The following is a 16050-nucleotide window of genomic DNA, read 5'->3' on the forward strand; positions in this document are numbered from 1 at the left end:
TTCGACGAACACGAAAAGTGCTAAGCGTCGCCGCCACGTCACTCTCTCTGTCTGCCAATGAGTACCATGCCATTCGGACGTGACGAGTACCGCGGCCGTCTCGAGCGGACGAAGACGCGGCTGCGTGAGGCGGGTCTCGAGGCGCTGTTCGTTACGGATCCGGCGAATATGAACTATCTGACGGGCTACGACGGCTGGTCGTTCTACGTCCACCAGGGCGTACTCGTCTCGCTCGAGACCGACCAGCCGATCTGGATCGGCCGCGAGATGGACGCCAACGGGGCGCGGGCGACGGTCTGGCTCGACGACGAGAACGTCCGGTCCTACGGCGACGAGCACGTCCACTCGCCGGCCGGCAAGCACCCGATGGACGCCGTCGCGGCGCTGCTCGAGGAGCGTGGGCTGGCGTCGGCGCGCATCGGTGTCGAGATGGACGGCTACTACTACAGCGCCCGCGCTCACGAGCGCCTGGTTCACCACCTGCCGGAGGCGACCTTCGCGGACGCGACGCTGCTGGTCGGCGAGGTCCGGATGATCAAGTCCGCGCGTGAGATCGAGTACATCGAACAGGCCGCCGCCATCGCCGACGCCGCCATGCAGGCGGGCTTCGACGCGATGGAACCGGGCGTCCCCGAGTCGACGGTGGCCGCCGAAATCTACCACACCCTGATCGAGGGCGTCGACGGCTACGGCGGGGACTACCCGGCGATCGTTCCGCTGATGCCCTCCGGTGACCACACCGGGACGCCCCACCTGACGTGGTCCGACGACCCGTTCGAGGCGGGCGACCCCGTCATCGTCGAACTCGCCGGCTGTCGCCACCGCTACCACGCCCCGCTGGCGCGCACCGCCGTCCTCGGCGATCCCACAGCCGAGATGGCCGACCTCGCGGACGTCGTCCTCGAGGGGCTGAACGCCGCACTCGAGGCGGTCGAACCCGGCATCACCGCAGAGCGCGTCGAGCGCGCCTGGCGCGAGACCATCGCCGACTACGGCATCGAGAAGGAGTCACGCATCGGCTACTCGATGGGCTGTGGCTACCCGCCGGACTGGGGTGAACACACCGCGAGCCTCCGCCCGGGCGACCGGACGGTGCTCGAAGAGGACATGACGTTCCACCTCATTCCGGGGGTCTGGTTCGACGAGTACGGCGTCGAGATCAGTGAGCCGTTCCGGGTGACCGCCTCGGGTGCCGAGCGCTTCTCGTCGGCTCCACAGACGCTCGTCACTATCTGACCGTCATCGGCGTCGACAGGCCTCGTGGCGACCGTTTGTCTCATATAGTGCCGTCGCATAGACTGGTGACATGCCCGACCGATCACCTGTCGTTACCGGGCTCGGTGCGCTGGTCATCGCCCTCGCGTTCGTGCGAGCGGGACAGACCGCGCTGGCCGGTGGCTCGTCGCTCGCGGTCGTCCTCGACTTCGTCCTGCTCGGGTTGCCCGGCGTGCTCTTCCTCTACGTCGGTCTCTGGCTCTCCTCCTCACAGCTCGACCCGGAGCTGTATCCGCGGGTCGTCCTGTGGTGTCTCGGCGGTGTCGCCATCATGTTCGTCTTCCTCGCCTTGCGGGCGATCCATCCCGGCGTGACGACCTCGTTCACGTTCGGCACCCGCGCGGTCGCGCTCGCGATCGGTTCGGTCGCGGGTCTCGCCATCGGCATCCACGAGGCGCGGGCGCTCACGCGAGAGCGTGAACTCGCCCGCCGGAACGACGCACTCGAGCGGACCCAGGCGACGCTCGAGGAACGAAACGAGGAGCTGTCTCGAACCCAGGCAGAACTCGAGGCGGCGCTCTCGCGCGTCGAGGCGTCGAACGAGCGCCTCGATCACTTCGCGTCGACGGCGTCACACGACCTCAAAGAGCCGTTGCGGATGATCTCACAGTACCTCACGCTCATCGAGACGCGCCACGCCGCCGACCTCGACGAGGACGCTCACGAGTTTCTCGCCTTCGCCGTCGACGGTGCCGACCGACTGCGCGCGATGGTCGATGCACTCCTCGAGTACGCGCGCGTCGAGACGGGAGGCACACCGCTCGAGCGGGTCGACCTCGAGGCGGTTCTCGACGAGGTGCTCGCCGACCTGCAGATGACCATCGAGGACCACGGTGCGGCCGTGACCGTCGACTCCCCGTCGCTCCCACGCGTGCTGGGCGACTCCGGACAGCTCCGCCAGCTGTTTCAGAACCTCCTCGCGAACGCCATCGAGTACTGTGAGGACGGCCCGCCGCGGGTTCACGTCTCGGCCAGCCAGCAGGAGTCGACCGTGACCATCTCGGTTCGCGACGAGGGAATCGGCATCGAACCCGCCGACAGCGAGCGGATCTTCGAACTGTTCGAACGGCTACACACGGTCGACGAACACCCCGGAACCGGCATCGGTCTCGCGGTCTGTCAGCGCATCGTCGAGCGCCACGGCGGTGACATCTGGGTCGACTCCGTCCCCGGTGACGGATCGACGTTCTCGTTCACGCTCCGCTCGAGCGAGCAGCCGTCGCTCTCGCCTGGCACCAGCGCCCGTCCGGGTTCCTGACGCGCTCGCCTGTCTCTCGAGGCGACTCACGACGGCGCGTAGACCACGTTCTCGAGGTCTGCGTCTGCGCCGCGCTCGAGTCGCTCGACGTTTCGCGCGACGATGTCGGCGAGTCGCTGCCAGTGCATCGGCGTGTGGCCGCCGGTGTGGGGGGTGATGAGGACGTTCTCGAACGTCCACAGCGGGTGCTCGGGCGGCAGCGGTTCCGGGTCTGTCACGTCGAGCGCCGCGCCGCGAATGCCGTCGAACTGGATCGCCGAGACGAGCGCGTCGGTGTCGAGTACGGGACCGCGCGCGGCGTTGACGACGACGGCGTGTGGGGGGAGCGTGGTGAACGCTTCCTCGTCGATCAGGCCGCGGGTCGTCTCGGTCAGCGGGCACGCCAGCAGGAGGTAGTCCGTTCGGGCGAGCGCCTCGTGGAGCGGTTCCGAGTCGTAGCTGATGACCTCGTCGGTCGGGCCGCCCTTCTCGGGGCTGTAGCGGACGCCGATCGTCTCCACGTCGAAGCCCTCGAGGCGTTTCACGATCTGTTCGCCGATCGAGCCGAGACCGACGACGGTGACCGTCGAGCCGGTGAGTTCGAACGACTGGAAGTGTCGCCACTCGCGGTTTCTCGCCCGCCGCCAGCCCTCGTGTAAGCGTCGCGTGAATACCAGGACGTTTCCGAGCGTCTGTTCGGCGATGCCGGGCGCGTGAATTCCCGAGGCGTTCGTGACGATCACGTCGCGCTCGGCGAGCGCCTCCATCGGCAGGTGGTCGGTGCCGGCGAACGCGCAGGCGAACACCTCGAGTGCGTCCGCGCGCTCGAGGACCGACTCGTCGATGCGCACGCCGGTGACGACTCGTGCGTCCGCGACGAGGTCGCGTTCGGCCTGGGGCGTGTGAGCGCGTTCGACGGTGTGCTCGGGCAGACGCTCGGCCAGCAGGGCCGCGTACGGCTCCGTCGAGAGTCCCTCGGTGCCCTCTCTGAGGACGACGACGTCGGGACTCGGGGTCGACTCGCGCATACTGACGCCACCCCGACCCGACGCTAAAGTGTTCGCCCCCGTCTCGCAGCGGTGTGCTCGCGCCTACCCTTATGCGCCTCGGTCGCGTACCACCCGCCATGGACACGGGAGGGACCGCTCCGTCGACGGTGGTCGACCGCAGGCGACGCTTCCACCGCGTACCGGAACCCGCCTGGTGTGAGTTTCTCACGACGAGTCTGATCGTCGACGAACTCGAGCGCATCGACGACGAGAGCCAGGCGGCGGGGACGGGTGGTCTCGACGAGATCGCCGTCGGCCGGACCGCGATGGACCCGGAGGCGCGGATGGCGGTCCCCGAGACGGAGACGCTCGAGACGTGGTTCGAGCGGGCACGAGAGCGGGGGGCACGCGAGGACGTCCTCGAGCGAACCGAGGGCGGCTACACGGGCGTCGTCGCGCGCGTCGAACGCGGCGCGGGACCGTCGGTCGGCCTGCGCGTCGACATCGACGGGCTGTTGATCGAGGAGGCGAGCGACGAGGACCACCGGCCCGCTCGCGAGGGCTTTCGTTCCGACCACGAGGGGCTGATGCACGCCTGCGGACACGACGCACACGTCGCGATCGGTCTCACGACGCTCGAGCGCGTCCTCGCGAGTGACTTCTCGGGGACGTTCACCGTCTTCTTCCAGCCAGCGGAGGAGGTCGGCGGTGGCGGTGCGCCGATGGCCGCGGGACCCTATCTCGAGGACGTGGACGCCCTGCTCGCGGTCCACGTCGGTCTCGGCCACCCGACCGGCGAGGTCGTCGCGGGCGTGGTCAAGCCGCTGGCGATGAGCCACGTCGACGCGACCTTCCACGGCCGCTCGGCGCACGCGGGAGCCGAACCGAACGAGGGACGCAACGCGATTCAGGCGATCGCGACCGCCGTCCAGAACACGTACGCGATTCCGCGCCACAGCGACGGACAGACCCGCGTCAACGTCGGCCGGATCGACGCCGGCTCCTCGAGTAACGTCATCGCCGACCGCGGTGAGGTCGCCGCCGAGGTTCGTGGCGAGACGACCGCGCTGATGGCGTATACGAGAGACGCCCTCTGGCGGACCTTCGAGGCGGCCGCGGAGATGCACGGCTGTACCGTCGACCTCGAGGTCGTGAGCGAGTCACCGCGGGCCGACAGCGACCCGGAACTCACCGAGGTGCTCTACGAGGTCGCCGCCGAGGTCCCGGGTGTCGACACGCCGGTCAGAACCGCCGACTTCGGCGCGAGCGAGGACGCGACGTTCCTCATGCAGCGGGTCCAGGAGGCAGGCGGCGTCGCCGCCTACCTGATCGTCGGCACCGACCACCCCGACAACCACCACACGCCGCACTTCGACGTCGACGAACGGAGTCTCGAGGTCGGCGTCGACGTCCTCACGGCCGCGCTCGAGCGCCTGTTCGACGAGCCACCGTCGGCAGGTCGCTGAACGAGAGGGTGGACCGCGGCCACGGAGTAGGGTGACGGCCGGAACGTTCGCCCGTCTCGAGCACCGGACTCACTCCGGGCGGTGTTCGAGGGCGTCTGCGTCGGACGCCTCCGTCTCGGAGAACTCGAGCAGTTGTCCGGCGAGGTCCTCACGCAGGCGCTCGAGCGAGACGCCGGGTGCGTCGGCCAGCAGGCGGGCGAACCCGCGCAGTTCCTCCTCCGTGAGTTCCTCGAGTCGGCCGTCCTCGAGTGTGTCGATGACGGCGTCGCCGTCGACCTCGCTGACGCGCTCGACGCCGAAGTCGACGGTGACCACGCGGTGGGCCGACCCGGCGAGGTTCTGTTCGGCCCGTGAGACACCGCGGGTGAGCAGTTCGGTGAACGGAATCTGGGAGTCGTCGGCGCCGAGGTAGAAGAAGGCGAGCGCGTCAGCCATGCCGTTGGTGTAGCTCTCGCGCTCGTCGGCTTCGAGGTCGAACACCGTCTGCCGGTCGCGTGTCTCGAGGTGGGTCGCAACGATCGACCAGTCGAGGATGGCGTTCCTGACGCGCCGGCGAATCCGGTTGCGTTTTTGCTTTCTCGAGTGGTCGGTGTAGTCGGTCTTCCGCCCTAAGAGGAACTCGCGGTCGCTCGGGGTGAGGATGCCGCGCGCGCGGTCGGGGTCGGCCGCGAGGTCGAGTCGGTCGTCCATACACGGTTACTGTATATCGGTAGAATAGGTTTTGTGGCTCCGACCGCCCTCGTCGGGCGGGACCGTCAGTCGTCGTCCTCGCTGGTCTGGGCGGCCCCGCCGACGGTTGGCGGCTGGTCTCCGGGACCGATGAGCGTCGTCTCCTCCTGGAGCAGGACGCGGCCGTGTCTCGAGGCGAACTCCTTGATGAGTCCGAGCATGGCGACGAAGCAGACGAACGCGAAGGGGCCGCCGGTGATGATCGCCGCCGACTGGAGTGCGTCGACGCCGCCTAAGATCATGAGGATGGCGGCGGTCATCCCGAGGATGACGCCCCAGAAGACGCGGTTGATGCTCGAGGGTTTGGCCTTGCCGCCGGTGGTCATCATCGAGACGGCGAGCGTCGAGGAGTCGGCGGAGGTGATGAAGAAGGTGGTGACGAGGATCATGAACGCGATCATGAAGGCGGTGCCGAAGGGGAACGCTTCGAACATGATGAAGCCCGTGACCTCCGCGCCGACGTCGCCGGCCATCACTTCGCCGAAGCTGGCGACGCCGTTGTGCTGGGCCCAGACGGCGGTGCCGCCGAGTGAGATGAACCACGGAATCGTGGCCGCGGAGGTGGCGACGATGCCGGTGAACGCGACCTCGCGGACGGTTCGCCCGCGGGAGATGCGGGCGATGAACAGGCCAGCGAACGGCGACCACGAGAGCGCCCACGCCCAGTAGAACACCGTCCAGGCGTTGGTCCACTCGGTCCCGCCTTCGACGCCCGCGCCGGTGAACAGGCTCATGGCCACGAAGTCAGAGACCATGCCACCGATCGCTTGCGTGCCGATCAACACCAGAAAGAGCGACGGGCCGATGATGAACGTCGCCACGAGGAGGACGAAGAACAACACCATGTTGAAGTTCGAGAGGCGACGAATCCCGCGGTCGACGCCGAGGACCATCGAGATCGTAAAGAGCAGCGTCATCGTCGTCACGACGAGGATGATGCCGGTGTTGCCCAGGTCGATGCCCCACTGGTAGTCGAGACCGGTGACGAACTGGCTGCCGATGAAGCCGAGCGAGGTCGCCACGCCGCCGATGGTCGCGAAGACGGCGAGGATGTCGATCACCTTCGCGGCCGGCCCGTCGAGGTTGTCCTTTCCGAGTACTGGTGTCAGCGCAGAGGAGACGCGCAGAGGGACGTTCTCGTAGTTGTACGCGAAGTAGCCGATGGCGAGACCCATGATCGTGAAGACGGCCAGCTGGGGTAACGCCCAGTGAAAGAGCGTCTGCTGGACGGCGAGTGACATCGCCGCTCCCGACTGGCTCGAGACGTCGAACAGGGGGTTCGGATCGTCGTAGTAAAACAGTGCTTCGGTGGGTCCCCAGAACACCACGCCCGCGGCGAACCCGGCGGAGTAGAGCATGGCGAAAAACGACAGGAAGCTGTACTCCGGCGGGTCGTCGCCGAAGCGAATCTTCCCCCAGGGACCGACGATCAAGAACAGCAAGAAGACGACGATCAGGAAGACGATGACGAGCAGCGCCCAGTTGAGATACTCGAGCATCGCCTCGTTGAGGAAGGCGATGGCTCCCTCGACGGTCGCCGGACTGAGGAAGAACGTCGCGATGACGCCGATGGTGAGTCCGGCACCGAAGAGGAACACGACGGGATCGAGTTCGTTTCGGAAGCGTCCGAACGCCCCGGGTTCGTCCTCGCTAGCCATCGAACTCACCTCCGTAGACCCGGCCGATTCGTTCACCCGGCCGCGGTTCACCCGCGTGTTCGCACACTGATGACCATCTTCGAACACTGACTGTCGTATGGGCTGTCGGTTCGTCGTGTCTGTTCGGACTGCCAGTTCCGTCGCTCGGCCGCAGAGTGTCTCGTGATACCATCACACACACATTTACCAGGTGATGTAGTAAAGGGTGCAGTAATTGTATCCTGAGTAACCGATTTACGTGTACGTTTTTCGAGGGGCGATCGGCCTTAGGGACCGCCTGCGTGCTCGTTCGTCGCGTACTCGATCCCGTCGGCGAGCACCTCGAGTGCGAGGTCGGCGAGGTCGTACGTGAGCACGAGCGGCGGGAGGAGTCTGAGGACGTTGCCGTAGCGTCCGGCGGTCCAGACGAGCACGCCGTGTTCGTAGCAGTAGCGCTGGATATCGTCGACGAGGTCGCCCGCGGGCGACCCGTCCTCGTGGACGAACTCGACGCCGACGAACAGCCCGCGGCCGCGGACCTCGCCGATCGCTGGCGTCTCCTCGCCGATCTCCTCGAGTCGGCCGCGGATCGTCTCGCCGAGGTCGCGCGCGTGGGCGAGCAGGTCGTGTGCCTCGATGTACTCGATCGCGCGCGTTCCCGCGCGCATGGCGACGACGTGGCCGCGGAAGGTGCCCGCGTGGTCGCCTGGTCCCCAGGTGTCGAGGTCCTCGTGGTAGAGCGTCGCCGACAGCGGCAGGCCGATCCCGCCCAATCCCTTCGCCATCGCGATGGCGTCGGGCGTCACGCCCTCGTGCTCGCAGGCGAACCACTCGCCGGTCCGGCCGAAGCCGCTCTGGATCTCGTCGAAGATCAGCGGGAGGCCGTTCTCGTCGGCGATCTCACGCAGTCCCTCGAGAAAGCCCGCCGGGGGGACGACGACGCCGCCTTCACCCTGGATCGGTTCGACGAAGATGCCCGCCGGGTTGGCGAGACCGCTGTAGGGATCTTCGACGGTGGCGCGCACCTCCTCGAGCGCGCGCTCGACGGCGTCTTCGGGCGAGGTTCGCTGGCTGAACGGGTACGGATAGGGGGCGTGGACGACGTCTGGCAGCAGCGGCGTGTACGGGCCTTTGAACGATTTGTTCGACGAGAGGCTCATCGGTCCGCTCGTCGCGCCGTGGTAGGCACCGCGGAAGGCGATCAGCCCCGTCCCGCCGGTGTTGTACTTCGCGAGTTTGATCGACGCCTCGATGGCGTCGCTGCCGGTCGGACCGCCGAAGACCACCCGGCTCGAGTCGGCGAGCGAGCCGGGCGCAATCCGCCCGAGCGCCTCGATGAGTTCGAGGCGCGCCTCGGAGGGGAAGTCGACGGTGTGGACGAGATCGTCGACCTGTTCGTGGACCGCCTCGAGTACGTACGGGTTGGCGTGGCCGACGTTGAGGACGCCGATGCCCGCGAACATGTCGACGAAAGTGTTGCCGTCGACGTCTCTGACCGTCGCCCCCCGTCCCGCCTCGAACGCGAGCGGGATGTCGTTCGGGTAGGCGACGGCGCTGCTATCGATCTCGCGCTGTCTCTCGAGCAGCCGCTTCGAGCGAGGACCGGGAACCGCGTCGACGGTCGCCGGGTCGTCGTAGTGGAGGTCCGTGATCGGTGGGCCGGTGGGCATAGCCGAGACGACGGCCACCAGCCCCAAAACGATTGTCAACGGTTTTTGATGGTTTTGAACCGATAGCTGTGTACACTTATTTCGCTGACCGGTGTTCGACCAGCTATGACACTCGTCTCGCGTGCGGACGTCGAACGGGCGGCGGCGCGACTCGAGGGAGTCGCCCACCGGACGCCGGTCGACCGCTCGAGCGGGTTCGCCGCCCGGGCGGACGCGGCGTCGCTCTGGCTCAAACTCGAGAACACCCAGCGGACTGGCTCGTTCAAGATTCGCGGGGCGTACAACTGCATCGCCCAGCTCTCGCCAGCGGAACGCGCCCGTGGCGTCGTCACCGCGAGCGCGGGCAACCACGCCCAGGGCGTCGCCCTCGCGGGTGCCCTGCTCGACGTGGAGACGGTCGTCGTCGTGCCCACCATCACGCCCGCCGCGAAGATCGCCGCCACCCGCGGCTACGGTGCCGAGGTGCTCGTCGAGGGCGATATCTACGAACGCTCCTACGAGCGCGCCCTCGAGATCGCCGCCGACCACGAGCGCGTCTTCGTCCACCCGTTCGACGACGAGCGGATCATCGCCGGCGGCGGGACCGTCGGTCTCGAGGTCGAAGCCCAGGTGCCCGAGGTCGACACCGTCGTCGTCGCCGTCGGTGGCGGTGGCCTGATCAGCGGCGTCGCGACCGCACTCGAGGACGACGTGCGCGTCGTCGGTGTCCAGCCGACCGGTGCGGCCCACGCCGCCCGCTCGCTCGAGCGCGGGGAGATCTACGAGCGCGAGGGCGTCGACACCGTCGCCGACGGCATCGCCGACACGCGCGTCCTCGAGCGGACCTTCGCCGTGATGACCGAGCGCGTCGACGAGGTGGTCTCGGTTACCGACCGCGAGATCGCCGCCGCGGTCACCCTCCTCGCCGAACGCGCGAAGACGGTGGCCGAACCCGCAGGCGCGGCGCCGCTGGCTGCCGTCCTCGGCGACGCGCTCGACGTCACCGACGAGCACGTCGTCGTGGTCGTCTCCGGCGGCAACGTCGACCTCATCGACCACGCCGCGCTCGTGCGCACCGGTCTCGGTGAACTCGGCCGCTACGCGACCGTCCGCCTCGCACTCGAGACCTGGTCCCGGACGCTGGGAACCGTCCTCGAGACGCTCGAGCGAACCGGCGTCGAGATTGACGACCTGCGGACGCCGCCGCGGACGCCCGCCGACGAGCCGAACCGGACGCCGGTGGTGCTCTCACTCGAGGGCAGCGGCCGGGAACACCTCCGCGAGGCGCTGGCCGCGCTCGAGAGCTGTCCGGGTGTCTCGGTCGTCGACACCGACCCGCCGGACCTCCCGCCCGATTCCTGAGCCGCCACGTTCACGTACCCGCTGGCCGTACCCTCGCGTATCCGTCGCTCGCGGCCGTCGCCGGTGTACATCCGCGGCCGGGACTCGACCCGCGGGCGATACTCGAACCGATGGGAGGTGACACCGACGCACACGGCGGGCGAGACGCACGGGGAGCCGACGCCCGCGGCGGCCCGCGCTGTCCGTTCTGTGACGCGCCACTGTACAAACGTCACTGTAAGTACGTCTGTCCACAACACGGGGTCGTCATCGACTGTTCGGACCCGTTTCGCTAGCCCAGATCGTCGAGCGGCGGCCACGCTCGGCCGCCTCCGGTCTCGACTCGAGCGCTGAGTCGTCCGAAAGGGATACCCACTCGAGGTCGCATCTGTAGACGAACGACGCGATGGCTACTCAACCGACGATCCTCGTCGTCGAGGACGAACGCGAACTCGCCGACCTGTACACGACCTGGGTCGGCGAGGATTACGACGTCTTGACGGCCTACGACGGCGCTTCGGCGCTCGAACAGGTCTCTGACGCGGTCGACGTCGTCTTACTCGACCGCCACATGCCCGACATGACTGGCGACGAGGTCCTCGAGACGGTCCGCGCGCGCGGCCACGACTGCTGGGTGATCATGGTGACGGCGGTCGACCCCGGTCTCGACATCGTCACCCTCGACATCGACGACTACGTGACGAAACCGGTGACGCGCGCCCAGCTCACCCGCATCATCGAGAACCTCCGGGTCCAGTCGCGCTACAACGGCCGGCGCGAACTCCACTCCATCTCGAACAAGATGGAGACGCTCGAGGACGCCACCACCATCGACGACCTCGAGAACACCGAGGAGTACCGCCGACTCGAGGAGGACCTCAAACAGTTGAGCGACTCACTCGCCGACGGCTTCGACGGCGAGTGATCAGGCGGGTGTCTCGCCGTCTGCCCGTTCTCGCCCGCGGAGGTGGCGGTAGGCCGGCCCAGCGAGGACGAGCACCGCCGCGAGCGCGCAGGCGAGTGCGAACCCGAGACCCAGTTCTCCGAGACCCTCGGCCGTGAGCGTCGCCGCCGACGCGCCCACGACGACGCCGGCGACCGTCCACGGCAGTTCGCCGAGCGCCGTCCCGACGACCAGGTGGCGCAACCGGACGCCGCTGACCGCTGCTGCCGCGGTCGACACGTCGGAGGGAATCGGTGCCAGTCGCGAGGCGACGACGCCGCGGACCGGTCCCGCGTGCTCGTAGTAGCGCGCGAGCGCCCGGCCCGTCCCCTCGAGCGCGCACTCGAGTCTCGTAGCCGGTGGCTCCGTCGGCTCCCCGGCGGCGAACCAGCGTGCGGCGAGGAAGGTTGGAATCACCGTACAGACGACGCCGACGAGGGCGACCGCGACGCCGACGCGCACCCCGAAGCCGTAGCCGACGACCACCGCGAGCGGTGTCGTCGGCCACGCGAACAGCGGGCGAACCAGGTACAGCCCCGCGACCAGGAGTCCGAAGCGGACGGGATCTGACGAGACCGACTCGAGACCGCCGACCACCGCCGTCGGCGAGAACACGACTCCTGCGGTGAGCAGCGCACCGAGCACCACGAGTCCCGCGAGCGCCCGCCGCGACGTCGGCCGAAGCATCGACCCGCGTTCGCACCCGGGGGTTGAAGGTCTTGTGTCTCCGCAGCGCGCTGTTCGGATACGACGCTGCGGGTTCGACGCCTCCCGAGCAGTGTGTTGGGTACGCGCTGCGGGTTCGACGCCTCCCGAGCAGTGTGTTGGGTACGCGCTGCGGGTTCGTCGCCGACGGGAACACCACGAAAGCCCCCGGGTCCGTCGAGTCGGGGGCTCGCTGCGCGCCTGCTCGCTACGCTCGCACGTGCTTGCGTCGCCCGCCTTCCCCGACGTAGGCGGTCGGTGAACCAACCGCCTCTCCGTGGCGGCATCGCCGCCACGCGGACCCGGCCCCTTTCAGTCCCGCCCCCGCCGGTGGGTGGCCGGTCTGCCGACACGGGTGGAAGGGGCTGGCGTTCTCGTCTCGATCCGACCCACGTGTGATTCGAACGAGGCTCTCACGCTCGAGGGCCGCGCACAACGTTTATTCGCCTCGGTGGTACACACGTACTCGAGCACATGGTCATCGACGGCACCGATGCGGCCGACGACGAGCGCGTCGCCCTCGGTCTCGCACTCCTCGAGCGCCTCGAGCACGAGTCGCTGACGCTGCCCGAGACCGTCGACCGCATCGAGACGATCACGACCGACCCGACCGTCACCCGGACCATCCTCGACACGGCCGAACTCCGGGGGATCATCGAGCGCGAGGACGGCATCATCCGCCCGAAGAGCCGCCAGTACGTCCGCTTCGACGAACAGGTGGTCACGAAAGACGGCGAGTTCTCGTGTCGGCGCTGTGGCTCCTCGCTCTCGACTGGCTACTTCATCAAACTCGAGACCGGAGAGATCGGTCCCTTCGGCTCGTCGTGTATCCGAAAAGTCACCGGCAGGGAGTGACGAGCGCCGCCGTCAGCGTCCCTGGCGAAGCTCTTCGATCAGCAGTTCGATCGTCGCCTGGTGGCGCTCGAGTAAGTCGTTCTGGGCGGCGACGGTCGCCTCGAGCGCGTCGAGTCGCTCGAGCAGTTCGGCGTCGACGTTCGCCGTAATCGGCTCGAAGCCGCTGCCCTCGAACCCGTCGGCGCTCGCGTCGGCCGCTGCGGCGGCCTGCTCGTCGTCATCCACGTCCGTTGCTGGTGGCTCGGCGTGGGTCTGGCCCGCCGTCGCTGGCTCGCGTGCCGGCGGTACGCGCTCTTCGTTCCCCGCCCGCTCACTGGCGGTCTCGTCCGGCCGTCGGATCCCTCCCTGACTGTCGAGTTCCGGTGGGTTCGCCTCGAGTGGCTCGACACCCTCGCCGAACGCCGCCGCGGGGTCGGTCGGCTCTTCGTCGTCCTCGTCGAGGCTGAGTTTCTCGTTGAGTTCCTCGAGGGTCTCGACGGCGTGATAGGTACACAGCGCGCGCTTGAGTCGCTCGCTGAGGTCGCCCGCGGACTCGTTGGGCGCTTTGATCCGCTGTGGCCGGCCGTCGACTTCGATGACGACCTGGGTCGCGACGCTCCCGTCTTCGAACGAGAGACCGGTCACCTCGCCGTACTCGTACTGCTCGAAGTCGCCGTCCCAGACCGCCGCGCCGATGTGCTTGACGAGGCGGTCGCTCGTGACGATCACCGTCAGCTCGCTGAAGCGGTAGGTGCGCGCCACCGTCTCGCCGGGGTCAGTGATCCCGTTGCCGTTGAGCAGCCCCGCGAGGACGGGATGGAGGACCGACTCCGTCTTGCTCGCGGGCACGGTGAACTCTTTCTCGTCCTCGAGCGGGTACTCGAGTGAGAAGCGCGACTTCCGTCGCCCCTCAGAGAGGGTGAGCCGCTCTGCGTCGTGGGGGAACTCGTCGATCGATTCGTCGCTCAGGAGACCTTCGGCGCGGTAGATAATCGTCCGCGCCGCGGTGACGAAGAGTTCGTCTTCCCCACCGAGTGAGACTCTGGCGGCGATTTCCTCGCCGTCGAGAGCAGACTGTACGATGCCGGGAACGCTCATGATCGCCTTTCGTAATACCGTATGATAAATCCGTGGGTGTCCGTTACACGCCCGCCTCGAATGAGAAGGTTAAAGAAAGCCTCCGGACAATCCTCGAGTGAGCCCGGGTGGCTTAGCTGGACATAGCGCCGCACTCATAGGGTTTAGAGATTCGGTGCGGTTTTCGCCTTGGAAGCCTCCGTGTCCCTCGAGGACTCTGCCGAGCCTCGAACCTGGGACATGCGGAGATCGAGGGTTCGGAGCCCTCCCCGGGCACTTCTTCCACCACGAATCACGAACGGAGTGAGTGATGAGTTCGGAAGACGTGCCCGGGAGGCGACGAACCCGTGGGTCTTCACCGAGCCCCGCGAGGTGAAGGCAGGGAAGTCGCAGTCGCGAGCGAAGCGAGCGGACCGTCTTCCCGTGGTTCGGAGCCCTCCCCGGGCATTTTCACAGATGCCACGAGTCAGAGACGAATAGCAACGGTGAACACATGCGACGGAGGCCGAGAACCCGATGCGACATCGGTTCTCAGGATCCGACTCACTGATATCGGGGATGATCGTCGAGTGAATACTGGTCAACCGGGTCACCTTTCTCCTTGACCACTTCGGGACGTCTGCCGCTCGGTTCGTCGTCAGTGATCTCTTTCAGGATCCCATAGAACTGCCACTCGTCACCGTAATCGAAGAGGTAGCAAATCCGGTCACCGACATCGAGACCCAGCTGATTCGCCAGCTCGGCGATCGTCGTCTTCCCTGCGTTGTACACCTCCGCCTCCCATCCCATCGGCTCACCGCTCGGGGAGGTTCTCGTACTCTTCCGGTCGCTGGTACTTCACTGTGCTTTGCCAGTAGTCTCGATCCGCGCCGAAAAACCAGAGGTGGGCCTGATTGAGTCCCATCGACTCGTTGAGTACTGTCTGGAACTCTGCAAGCGTTCGGTCCTCCCCGACGACGATATCGCGCCACAACGAAGTCGGATCCCACTCGAGTTTGACGCGGAAACGATAGGCCGTCATCTCACACCTCTGCACCGGATTGGAAGCTCGTGAGGTCGTTGATGCGTCCTTCCAACTCCTCGATCTCTTCGCGGAGTTCCTCGGCTTCGGACCCGTCCGTCGCTGCCAGTCGGTCTTTGAGACCTTGCAGCCGGGTCTCCTTTTCCTCCTCGTTGACCTCCGCTTTCCGGACGTACTCGCGCTGTTCGATCTCGTAAACGTCCGACGCTGCCAACTCCGTCACCTCGAGCGCCTCGTCGACTTTCGTCGAGTCGACGCTGGTAACCCGTTCACGGCGGATACCTGCCTCCTCGAGCGTCTCGACGACTTCGTCTTCGTCACGTAGTGATCGGTACGTCCGACTGGTTCGCTGCACGGAGCCGAACTGGCCGTGAACGGGTTGGTCGTGATGCACGCGGTCTAAGAGGACCGTCGCAACGTCACCCCGGAGATCGTCGGCGTTTCGCTGGACGTCCGAGAGGAGCGTGTAGAGATTTATCAGCGATGGCGTTTCCAGATCTTCCAGTGCGGTCACGTCGTACTGCTCGAGGGCATCGATAAGCAAGAGCGCATCCGAATAGACGTCGAGATCTGGCGCTGTGCGTTCTGTTTCGACGCTGGGAGAAATACCCCGGACGAATTGAGAGGGCGTCGGTTCGTCGGTTTCGCGAAGGGTACCGGTCTGCTTGTCGATCTCGAAACGCGGGTGCAGACTCAAGACTGCCGGATACGGGTCGGCCTCCGGAGGGAGGCGATCGAGTTCGAACCCGCCGACTTCGCTTCGGACGCGGTCGACAAGCGTTTCGAACTGATCTCGCTGGAGCGGTCGTGACTCTCCGGAGTCGGTAAACTCGACGACAACACGATGCTCTTGGACGTCGGTGATCCGAAATCGCTGGTCGGATAATGGTGTGATGAGCATCGCGTCGTCCTCGAGTGCCTCACACTCGTCGAGTACATTTCCCCACGTGGAAGCAAAGGTCATGCGTAAAACATACGCATAGCGCAGTAAAACCCTTCGCGGCACTCTCGGCCGACTAAGGCGGTCGACCGTACTTTTATTTTGGCCGTGGTGAATCGCTATACTGCGCTTGATTTGGCTAGTTGACGGCACGCTTGATGTTGTAGACGACACACATCAGGACGATTTCACGGAACTCGCGGTACC

At 66.8% G+C, this 16050-nt stretch carries 16 protein-coding genes and 1 tRNA gene; 8 read left to right on the top strand and 9 right to left on the bottom strand.

The genetic code is table 11. From position 1 onward, the window contains the following. Nucleotides 1–57 precede the first annotated feature (57 nt). Nucleotides 58–1236 carry a M24 family metallopeptidase gene (locus tag N0B15_RS16145; protein ID WP_263020740.1) on the top strand — a complete coding sequence of 393 codons (1179 nt, stop codon included), beginning with the start codon at nt 58–60 and terminating at the stop codon, nt 1234–1236. A 70-nt stretch (nt 1237–1306) separates the two neighbouring features. Then, nucleotides 1307–2533, top strand: a complete 1227-nt coding sequence (locus N0B15_RS16150; RefSeq protein WP_263020741.1) for a sensor histidine kinase — start codon at nt 1307–1309, stop codon at nt 2531–2533. A 26-nt stretch (nt 2534–2559) separates the two neighbouring features. Here the strand turns inward: N0B15_RS16150 and N0B15_RS16155 are convergent, their stop codons facing one another. Further along, complete coding sequence (locus N0B15_RS16155) at nt 2560–3540, bottom strand: NAD(P)-dependent oxidoreductase (protein WP_263020742.1); 981 nt, start codon at nt 3538–3540, stop codon at nt 2560–2562. A gap of 98 nt (nt 3541–3638) precedes the next feature. Between N0B15_RS16155 and N0B15_RS16160 the strand changes: the two genes are divergently transcribed. Continuing rightward, entirely contained in the window at nt 3639–4967 is a 1329-nt protein-coding gene (locus N0B15_RS16160; RefSeq protein ID WP_263020743.1) for an amidohydrolase, read from the top strand. Between the two features lie 69 nt (nt 4968–5036). On the opposite strand, the gene N0B15_RS16165 is transcribed toward N0B15_RS16160, so the two are convergent. From N0B15_RS16165 to N0B15_RS16175, 3 genes are all read right to left on the bottom strand, one after another. Further along, nucleotides 5037–5657, bottom strand: a complete 621-nt coding sequence (locus N0B15_RS16165) for a DUF8102 family protein (RefSeq protein ID WP_263020744.1) — start codon at nt 5655–5657, stop codon at nt 5037–5039. A 65-nt stretch (nt 5658–5722) separates the two neighbouring features. Continuing rightward, complete coding sequence (locus N0B15_RS16170; protein WP_263020745.1) at nt 5723–7354, bottom strand: BCCT family transporter; 1632 nt, start codon at nt 7352–7354, stop codon at nt 5723–5725. Nucleotides 7355–7620: 266 nt separating this feature from the next. Further along, nucleotides 7621–9003, bottom strand: coding sequence for an aspartate aminotransferase family protein (locus N0B15_RS16175; RefSeq protein WP_263020746.1), 1383 nt, complete (start codon nt 9001–9003; stop codon nt 7621–7623). Nucleotides 9004–9108: 105 nt separating this feature from the next. Here N0B15_RS16175 and N0B15_RS16180 point away from each other — a divergent pair, with 105 nt between their 5' ends. From N0B15_RS16180 to N0B15_RS16190, 3 genes are all read left to right on the top strand, one after another. After that, nucleotides 9109–10344 (top strand): threonine ammonia-lyase, encoded by a 1236-nt coding sequence (locus N0B15_RS16180; protein ID WP_263020747.1) that lies wholly within the window; start codon nt 9109–9111, stop codon nt 10342–10344. A gap of 110 nt (nt 10345–10454) precedes the next feature. Then, nucleotides 10455–10619 (top strand): HVO_2523 family zinc finger protein, encoded by a 165-nt coding sequence (locus N0B15_RS16185; protein ID WP_263020748.1) that lies wholly within the window; start codon nt 10455–10457, stop codon nt 10617–10619. Between the two features lie 110 nt (nt 10620–10729). Next, the gene (locus N0B15_RS16190) at nt 10730–11248 is read left to right on the top strand and encodes a response regulator (RefSeq protein ID WP_263020749.1); all 519 of its coding nucleotides are present in this window, start codon (nt 10730–10732) and stop codon (nt 11246–11248) included. Here the strand turns inward: N0B15_RS16190 and N0B15_RS16195 are convergent, their stop codons facing one another. Beyond that, a complete protein-coding gene (locus N0B15_RS16195; RefSeq protein ID WP_263020750.1) occupies nt 11249–11953 on the bottom strand; it encodes a TVP38/TMEM64 family protein in 705 nt (234 codons plus the stop codon). It lies immediately after the preceding gene. 492 nt (nt 11954–12445) lie between these two features. Between N0B15_RS16195 and N0B15_RS16200 the strand changes: the two genes are divergently transcribed. Beyond that, entirely contained in the window at nt 12446–12826 is a 381-nt protein-coding gene (locus N0B15_RS16200) for a DUF5830 family protein (RefSeq protein ID WP_263020751.1), read from the top strand. A 12-nt stretch (nt 12827–12838) separates the two neighbouring features. On the opposite strand, the gene N0B15_RS16205 is transcribed toward N0B15_RS16200, so the two are convergent. After that, nucleotides 12839–13903, bottom strand: coding sequence for a DUF7115 domain-containing protein (locus N0B15_RS16205; RefSeq protein ID WP_263020752.1), 1065 nt, complete (start codon nt 13901–13903; stop codon nt 12839–12841). Nucleotides 13904–14004: 101 nt separating this feature from the next. Here N0B15_RS16205 and N0B15_RS16210 point away from each other — a divergent pair. Next, nucleotides 14005–14158: transfer RNA gene (locus N0B15_RS16210), tRNA-Met, on the top strand. Between the two features lie 267 nt (nt 14159–14425). Here N0B15_RS16210 and N0B15_RS16215 read toward each other — a convergent pair. From N0B15_RS16215 to N0B15_RS16225, 3 genes are read right to left on the bottom strand one after another with little or no spacing between them, the layout of a single operon-like run. Further along, nucleotides 14426–14671 carry a plasmid pRiA4b ORF-3 family protein gene (locus N0B15_RS16215; protein ID WP_263020753.1) on the bottom strand — a complete coding sequence of 82 codons (246 nt, stop codon included), beginning with the start codon at nt 14669–14671 and terminating at the stop codon, nt 14426–14428. 4 nt (nt 14672–14675) lie between these two features. Further along, on the bottom strand, nt 14676–14903 hold the full coding sequence (locus tag N0B15_RS16220) for a plasmid pRiA4b ORF-3 family protein (protein WP_263020754.1): 228 nt from the start codon (nt 14901–14903) through the stop codon (nt 14676–14678). A 1-nt stretch (nt 14904) separates the two neighbouring features. Further along, nucleotides 14905–15867: a DUF2800 domain-containing protein gene (locus N0B15_RS16225; protein WP_263020755.1), complete on the bottom strand. Its 963-nt coding sequence runs from the start codon at nt 15865–15867 to the stop codon at nt 14905–14907. Nucleotides 15868–16050 lie beyond the last annotated feature (183 nt).

It is taken from the genome of Natronobiforma cellulositropha (assembly GCF_025629245.1).
Lineage (GTDB): Archaea > Halobacteriota > Halobacteria > Halobacteriales > Natrialbaceae > Natronobiforma > Natronobiforma cellulositropha.

Excerpts from the sequence above, each read along its gene's own strand:
- N0B15_RS16145 (WP_263020740.1), top strand. The coding sequence starts at position 58 with ATGAGTACCATGCCATTCGGACGTGACGAGTACCGCGGCCGTCTCGAG.
- N0B15_RS16150 (WP_263020741.1), top strand. The coding sequence starts at position 1,307 with ATGCCCGACCGATCACCTGTCGTTACCGGGCTCGGTGCGCTGGTCATC.
- N0B15_RS16155 (WP_263020742.1), bottom strand. The coding sequence starts at position 3,540 with ATGCGCGAGTCGACCCCGAGTCCCGACGTCGTCGTCCTCAGAGAGGGC.
- N0B15_RS16160 (WP_263020743.1), top strand. The coding sequence starts at position 3,639 with ATGGACACGGGAGGGACCGCTCCGTCGACGGTGGTCGACCGCAGGCGA.
- N0B15_RS16165 (WP_263020744.1), bottom strand. The coding sequence starts at position 5,657 with ATGGACGACCGACTCGACCTCGCGGCCGACCCCGACCGCGCGCGCGGC.
- N0B15_RS16170 (WP_263020745.1), bottom strand. The coding sequence starts at position 7,354 with ATGGCTAGCGAGGACGAACCCGGGGCGTTCGGACGCTTCCGAAACGAA.
- N0B15_RS16175 (WP_263020746.1), bottom strand. The coding sequence starts at position 9,003 with ATGCCCACCGGCCCACCGATCACGGACCTCCACTACGACGACCCGGCG.
- N0B15_RS16180 (WP_263020747.1), top strand. The coding sequence starts at position 9,109 with ATGACACTCGTCTCGCGTGCGGACGTCGAACGGGCGGCGGCGCGACTC.
- N0B15_RS16185 (WP_263020748.1), top strand. The coding sequence starts at position 10,455 with ATGGGAGGTGACACCGACGCACACGGCGGGCGAGACGCACGGGGAGCC.
- N0B15_RS16190 (WP_263020749.1), top strand. The coding sequence starts at position 10,730 with ATGGCTACTCAACCGACGATCCTCGTCGTCGAGGACGAACGCGAACTC.
- N0B15_RS16195 (WP_263020750.1), bottom strand. The coding sequence starts at position 11,953 with ATGCTTCGGCCGACGTCGCGGCGGGCGCTCGCGGGACTCGTGGTGCTC.
- N0B15_RS16200 (WP_263020751.1), top strand. The coding sequence starts at position 12,446 with ATGGTCATCGACGGCACCGATGCGGCCGACGACGAGCGCGTCGCCCTC.
- N0B15_RS16205 (WP_263020752.1), bottom strand. The coding sequence starts at position 13,903 with ATGAGCGTTCCCGGCATCGTACAGTCTGCTCTCGACGGCGAGGAAATC.
- N0B15_RS16215 (WP_263020753.1), bottom strand. The coding sequence starts at position 14,671 with ATGGGATGGGAGGCGGAGGTGTACAACGCAGGGAAGACGACGATCGCC.
- N0B15_RS16220 (WP_263020754.1), bottom strand. The coding sequence starts at position 14,903 with ATGACGGCCTATCGTTTCCGCGTCAAACTCGAGTGGGATCCGACTTCG.
- N0B15_RS16225 (WP_263020755.1), bottom strand. The coding sequence starts at position 15,867 with ATGACCTTTGCTTCCACGTGGGGAAATGTACTCGACGAGTGTGAGGCA.